Origin of the sequence: Porcipelethomonas sp. (genome assembly GCF_051893655.1) — a bacterium.
In the GTDB taxonomy this organism is placed as follows: Bacteria; Bacillota; Clostridia; order Oscillospirales; family Ruminococcaceae; genus Porcipelethomonas.
Map to the genome: position 1 here is coordinate 1 of NZ_JBJFHN010000131.1, position 6,515 is coordinate 6,515.

Annotated in this window: 5 protein-coding genes; all 5 read left to right on the plus strand. The window is 34.1% G+C overall.

Annotation, left to right across the window (positions count from 1 at the left end; all coding sequences use genetic code 11):
• Positions 1-443 (plus strand): Lrp/AsnC family transcriptional regulator (locus tag ACI4WO_RS08170; RefSeq protein WP_439807066.1); only part of this gene is annotated, 443 nt, incomplete at its 5' end.
• 95 nt (positions 444-538) lie between these two features.
• Positions 539-946 (plus strand): hypothetical protein, encoded by a 408-nt coding sequence (locus ACI4WO_RS08175; RefSeq protein WP_439807067.1) that lies wholly within the window; start codon positions 539-541, stop codon positions 944-946.
• 449 nt (positions 947-1,395) lie between these two features.
• Positions 1,396-2,865 (plus strand): hypothetical protein, encoded by a 1,470-nt coding sequence (locus ACI4WO_RS08180; protein WP_439807068.1) that lies wholly within the window; start codon positions 1,396-1,398, stop codon positions 2,863-2,865.
• A gap of 16 nt (positions 2,866-2,881) precedes the next feature.
• Positions 2,882-4,381: a lipopolysaccharide biosynthesis protein gene (locus ACI4WO_RS08185; protein WP_439807069.1), complete on the plus strand. Its 1,500-nt coding sequence runs from the start codon at positions 2,882-2,884 to the stop codon at positions 4,379-4,381.
• 140 nt (positions 4,382-4,521) lie between these two features.
• Complete coding sequence (locus ACI4WO_RS08190) at positions 4,522-6,456, plus strand: cellulase family glycosylhydrolase (RefSeq protein ID WP_439807070.1); 1,935 nt, start codon at positions 4,522-4,524, stop codon at positions 6,454-6,456.
• Positions 6,457-6,515: the final 59 nt, after the last annotated feature.

The following is a 6,515-nucleotide window of genomic DNA, read 5'->3' on the forward strand; positions in this document are numbered from 1 at the left end:
TTCTTGAATTGCTGCAGAAAAATGCAAGGCAGAAGGCATCAGCTATTTCTGATGGTGTACATCTTTCCGTTTCAGCGGTAATTGAAAGAATACACAAAATGGAAAAAGACGGAATTATCAAGAATTTTACTGTGACACTGGATACCAAAAAGCTGGGGTATGATATCAGTGCCTATGTTGGAGTAACTCTTGAGCATCCCAATTTTTACAATGGTTTTATAGAGGTAATTAACGTTATGCCGTCTGTTATTTCGTGCAGTTATATTACCGGAGATTTTGATTTTATGCTGAAGGTTATGACGGATACTACAGAAGGACTTGAAAAAATACACAGGGAAATTAAAACAATTAAAGGTGTTATGTCTATTAAAACATTTTTTGTACTTTCAAATGTAAAAGATAATATCAATTTGCCTAAAAATATATTTGAAAAGAAGCAATAGATATAATCCGTTGATTTACTTGTCTTATAAAGATCATTCTTGGTGGATTCGGAATAATCTGCGGGACAGGAATTTTTAGTAAAGGGTGATCAACTGTGACATATACGGATATTCCGGAGGTAAAATTAAGCGATTATATTCCGGAAGATAAATTCAGAACGATTTTGTCAGATCAGAGAAAATTGCCGAAGGGTGCAACTGAAATCAGTGTCAGAATGGATTTTCGCAAAAATTCATATGTGGTTGACAGCGGATGCTTAGCAGAATGCTTTAGGGGTAATGTTTCCGTACATGGACTTGTTACTCCGGGAGAAAAGCTTACTAATGAACTGAGTGAAAAGAATATAAAGCGTTCTGACGTGGAAATTGCTCTGAATGAATGGGATAAGGAGAGATTTATGCTGATATTCAGACAGTCCGATGGGACAGAGGAACCTATTTATTTCGTTAAAACTCAGGATATTATAAGTCTTTTGACAAATTGTCTGAATCCTAATTTGTAATGTTGTTTAACTTGTCATGTTTAATATATGAGGGACGCTTTTATAAAGGCGTCCCTCAAACTGTAGAAAAACTTAAATTTAAAGTAAATCAGGGGACGCTTTCACTTGCAAAGCGTCCCCGCTTCCAAAACAGTCCGATGGACTGTTTTTGGAATTCACCTCCGTAAATGCACTTCTAAGGTACAGGAATTTCGCCGTCCGCAGACGGCAGTCAGGGTGCTGCCTTTGGAAACCGCAGGCTTTTAAATAGGCTTGACCAAAATTTTTAAATTAAATATCATTTTCAGTGACGCTTTTATAAAGTCGTCACTTGTTAAAAGAATTTTGGAAATGTAAAAAAAGGAAATATTGGGTTTCTTGACATAGTTTAAACAATATGATATAATAAACGTTGTTTATGTAAGTTAATGTGACCTGATTTTCGGGTTTTGCAAATTATGGAGGAAAAAATGCAGGAACAGAAAAATGAAAAAAATTCCGACAAGGAAAAAAATGTAAATATACTGTCCGGAAAAAGTTTGTTTTGCTATCTGAAAAAATTACTTATACCTTGGCTTATTGCAGCTGTTGTTATTGTTGCAGCAGTGTTTGGAACCAATCTTGTGGGACAAATTATTAATGGGGATATTACCACATATATTAACTTTGGGTATGATGGAGTAGAAGCAGGACTTGATCCAACTGGAAATAAACTTGATATTGATCAGCTGAAATCAAAAGATATTATTTCTGAATCGCTTACGGAATTAAATATCAAGGACGCTGATGTTGATGCTATTTACTCAAATATTACTGTTTCAGGTATAGTTCCATCAGATGTTATTGACAGGATTACGGCATATACGCCAGTATACAGCAGCGAAGATATAGTTTCGTCAAAAAATATACAGGATACTTCATATTATCCTACACAGTATTCTATTAGTATAAACTGCCGTAAAGCTGACCTGAGTCAAAGCGAATGTGAAAAGCTTTTAAATAAAATGACTGAAAAGTATGAAGAGTTTTTCTTTGATTCTTATGGATATAATAAATCTCTGGAAAATGCTGTCAGATCAATAGATTACAGCGAATATGATTACGTTGATGCTATAACTGTTTTTGATACTTCACTGGAGTCGCTTCAAAATTATATTAATGAGCTGTCTGAAAAGGATACAATTCGTTTTCGATCTGAAGCAAGCGGATATACTTTTGCTGATCTTTCAAAATCTATAGATGTGATAAGAAATGAGGATCTGGACTGGATTTCTTCATATATCACTCTGCACAATGTTACTAAGGATAAGAAAAATCTTATTGCAAATTATAAGTTTAAAATAGAAGAATATGGAAGAACAAAGAAAATTTATGACGAAAAGTTAAAATCCATTGAAAATACTATAAATGGTTATGAAAAGAATTCTATTCTGATATTCGGAAATGCAACTGACGGAACTAATGCTGCACTTAATCAGTCATCTGATACATATGATAATCTTATAACAGAAAAGGTCAGAACACAGACTAATCTTTCTGCAACAGAACAGAAAATATCCCTTTATCAGGAACGTATTAAATCTCTGGAAAGCGGCAAATCAACGTCCGGTTCTGAAAAGATTGTTGAAGAAAATTTTTCAAAAATCAGTGATAAAATAGATACTTTGATTGATTCAGTAAATACTACAGCAACAGACTATTATGAAGAAGTATTATTTGCAAATGCGTTTAAGGTGATTTCTCCCGCCTCAGCATCCGCATCAAGCATAATTAAAACAGCAGTTTCAGAGTCAGAAAAACTGATTGTTGCTCTGGAGCTTCTGGCTGCTGCAATTTATATAGCTGCTGCAACTGTTTTAGTATTTATTCCTGAAGAATCCAAACAGAAAATTAGTATGAAAAAAAACAAATCAGGCAAAAAGAATAAAAAGAAAAAATAAGAAGGGAGGTTTTAAAATGGATAATGAAAAAAATATAAGTGTTGTACTTAAACAGCAGGAGGATTCATCTGATGAAGCTACTTTATCTTTAAGTACAATATTTCGTCAGTTAAGAAAATATCTGCTTATCTGGATTGTTCTGGCTGTAGTTGCTGGTATGCTTACTGTAAGCAGTGTGCTTTTGTTTAATAATAATGTATCAGTTAGTGAAATAACAGCTCTTGTAAGCTTTAATTATTCCGGAATAGAATCCGGTCTTGCACCAGACGGAGGAAAGTTTGATGTTAATAAAATAAAATCTCCTAATGTAATAGAATCTGCTTTGATTGAACTGGACGAGCCTGTAAGCATGTCTGAAAATATCAGACGAAATATTTCAATAAAGGGAATTATTCCAGATGAAGCAATGGATAAAATTTCTTTGTATCAGAGTGTTTATTCAAAAGGCGGAAATGCCGCACTTGATGCTGTAAATGCACTTCTTGAAATCGGATATTATCCGTCATATTATGTGATTAATTTTAATTACAGTGATGCAGGAATTGATTTGGATGACGGTAAAAAAATACTTGATGAAATACTGGAATCCTATCAGGAATATTTTTTCCGTACATACGGTTATAATGAATCTTTAGGCAATTCAGTTGTTGCAGTAGATTATAAGGACTATGATTATCCGGAAGCTATTGATGTATTTAATACCACACTGGACTCTCTTACTCAATATGTTCAAAAACTTGAAAGCAATGATACTACAAATTTCAGATCAAATAATACGGGATATTCATTCAGCGATTTGCTTTCAACTATTGATACTGTCAAATCAGCGGATCTGGATTCATTATCATCATATATTACTATTAATAATATTACTAATGACAAAGAAATGTTGCTTACATATTATCAATATAGAATTGAAGAGCTTGAACGTAATCAGAACGTTGCAGAGGCAAAACTTGAATCTATTACTAATTCAATAAATGAATATGAGAAGGATACGCTTTTGGTATTCGGCAACGGTACTGAAAACAGTGAAACATCTTATCAGCAGGCGTCTGAAAAATATGATGAGCTTATAAATCAAAAAATTGAAGTTCAGGATAATGTTTCAAGATGCAGACAGCGTATTGAATATTATAATGATCGTTTGGACGCACTTAAAAATAATACAAGTTCAACATCTGCAAATATAGAAAATGTTGAAGAACGTTTAAGTAATTTATATGATAAAATTCAGAATCTTATTGATATAACAAATGAAACAGTTGATGAATATTATGAAACAGTTACATTTGCTCATGCGTATAATATCTTAGTTCCTGCAACTGGTGATGTTCCGCAGATTTCAATTGGCAATATCGCTATGCCTCTGATTATTATAGAAGGTGTACTGTTTGTAATTTATTTGGGAATTGTTTTTATTACTTCAATTTCAATTGATTTTAAAACACATAAAGAAAATGCAGCCCGTAAAAAGGCTCAGGAGGCTGCTGACAAGTCAGAGAATATGGAATAATTATTGATCAGGGTATGTCTTTATGATGTACCCTGATTTATTTTAACTAAAATTGTACATAAATACTTGACATTTGTGATGAAATCATGTACAATATGAATATCAGAATTTATACTGTATATTTAAAAGGGGGAAATCCAATGAACTTGAAGAAAAAAATTTTATCATTGGTTACTGCTGCTGCATGCGCATTATCTTGTGCTGTATTGGTAAGCAATGATATATCCGATCAATTTACTGCTGATGCTGCAGAACTGACCGGATTGTCTGCATTTGATATTACATCTCAGATGCAGATAGGCTGGAATCTGGGTAATTCACTTGATGCTACAAATGACGGTCTGACTATTGATTCATCACCTAAAAAATTTGTAACATCATGGGGAAATCCTGAACCAACTAAGGAACTTATTGAAACAGTTAAAAACGGCGGATTCAATACAATAAGAATTCCTACAACATGGTATCAGCATCTGTATCTGGATGAAGCAACCAATACATATAAGATTGATGACACATGGATGGCATATGTAAAACAATTTGTTGACTATGCTTATGAGATGGATATGTTCGTAATTCTTAATATACATCATGAGGATTGGATAAATGTGGCTCAGTTCACTGATGAAACATATGCAGAAGCATCAAAGAAACTCACAGATATCTGGACTCGTTTGTCTGAAGAATTCAAAGATTATGATCAGCATTTGATTTTTGAAGGTATGAATGAACCTCGTGAAACGAATAATCCAAATAACAGTCAATGGGGAGATGGTGATACTAATTCCTGGAATTATATCAACAGGCTTAATGCAGTATTTGTTAATACTGTAAGAAGTCAGGGTTCTGATTATAATAAAGAACGTTTACTGATGCTTCCTGGTTATCATGCCGGAAACAGCGTTTCGACAGTTAATGCTATTGAAGTTCCTGAAGGTGCAGGCAATGTAGCACTTTCTGTTCATGCTTACAATCCTTATTTCTTCTGCATGGATACAAGTAATATGGCAAATCATTCTTACCCTGGTGCAAGCGGTTATGGCAGTGACTACAAAACTGAACTTCAGTCTATGTTTAGCAGCTATAAAAGCATTATACAGAGTAAGGGAGTTCCGATTGTAATGGGCGAATTCAGTGCGTCAGACTTTAACAATACTGAATCTCGTGTAAACTGGGCTAAGGATTATTTATCAATGGCTAAGGATGCAGGAATTCCATGTGTTCTCTGGGATAACAATGTTCCTTATGATGAAAGCAAAGGCGATAACGGTGAAGCACACGGTTATGTTTACAGACTTACAAATACATGGTATCCTAATTCTGCACCTGTAATTGAAGCAATGATGGAAACAGTCGGAGTTACCAATTATACTCTTCCGGAATACAAAGAATATGTAGCTCCTGAATTCTCATGGGATAATATTCAAATAGGTGATGACTGGAAACAGCTTTACTATTATGAATCAGGTAAAACTCTGGCGGCATGGGATAATGATGCGGTTTCTGGCTGGCAGCAGTATATGAATGAAGATTATATGTTTGCTATGATAGTTGATGCTTCTCTCGAACCTGGATTAGTTACTCAAACAAGTACTGGATCAGGCGGATGGTATTATGTGCTTTCCGATAATGACTTGAATTCTGATTTTGTATTGTATTATACTTATGATGATATTATAAAGGTACTTGATAGTAATTCTGATTCTATTGACAAAGTAAATAATTTTTATGTAAGTGCAAGATTTAAAGAAACCACTATTTACGGATTATATGCTGTTCCTGTAAACAGTCAGCAGCCGACTACAGAACCAACTACTACAGAACCAGCTACTACGGAGGAATCAACAACAGAGCCGATTATCACAAATAAAGCCGGAGATGTTAATCTTGATGATGACATTTCAGTTGCAGATGTTGTATTGCTTCAAAAGTTCCTTGTTAAGGCAGAAACTCTTAATGCTTCTCAGATTGAAAATGCAGATTTAGACGGAAACGAAGTAGTAAACTGTATTGATCTTATCGCTCTTAGAAGATACTTTTGCTTGGATGTATCTTTAGAAGATATACTCAATTAGACTGTCCAATAAAGTGCTGTCTTAGAAGATACTCTGCTTGGAGGTATATTTAGAAAACT

Excerpts from the sequence above, each read along its gene's own strand:
- ACI4WO_RS08185 (WP_439807069.1), top strand. The coding sequence starts at position 2,882 with ATGGATAATGAAAAAAATATAAGTGTTGTACTTAAACAGCAGGAGGAT.
- ACI4WO_RS08180 (WP_439807068.1), top strand. The coding sequence starts at position 1,396 with ATGCAGGAACAGAAAAATGAAAAAAATTCCGACAAGGAAAAAAATGTA.
- ACI4WO_RS08190 (WP_439807070.1), top strand. The coding sequence starts at position 4,522 with ATGAACTTGAAGAAAAAAATTTTATCATTGGTTACTGCTGCTGCATGC.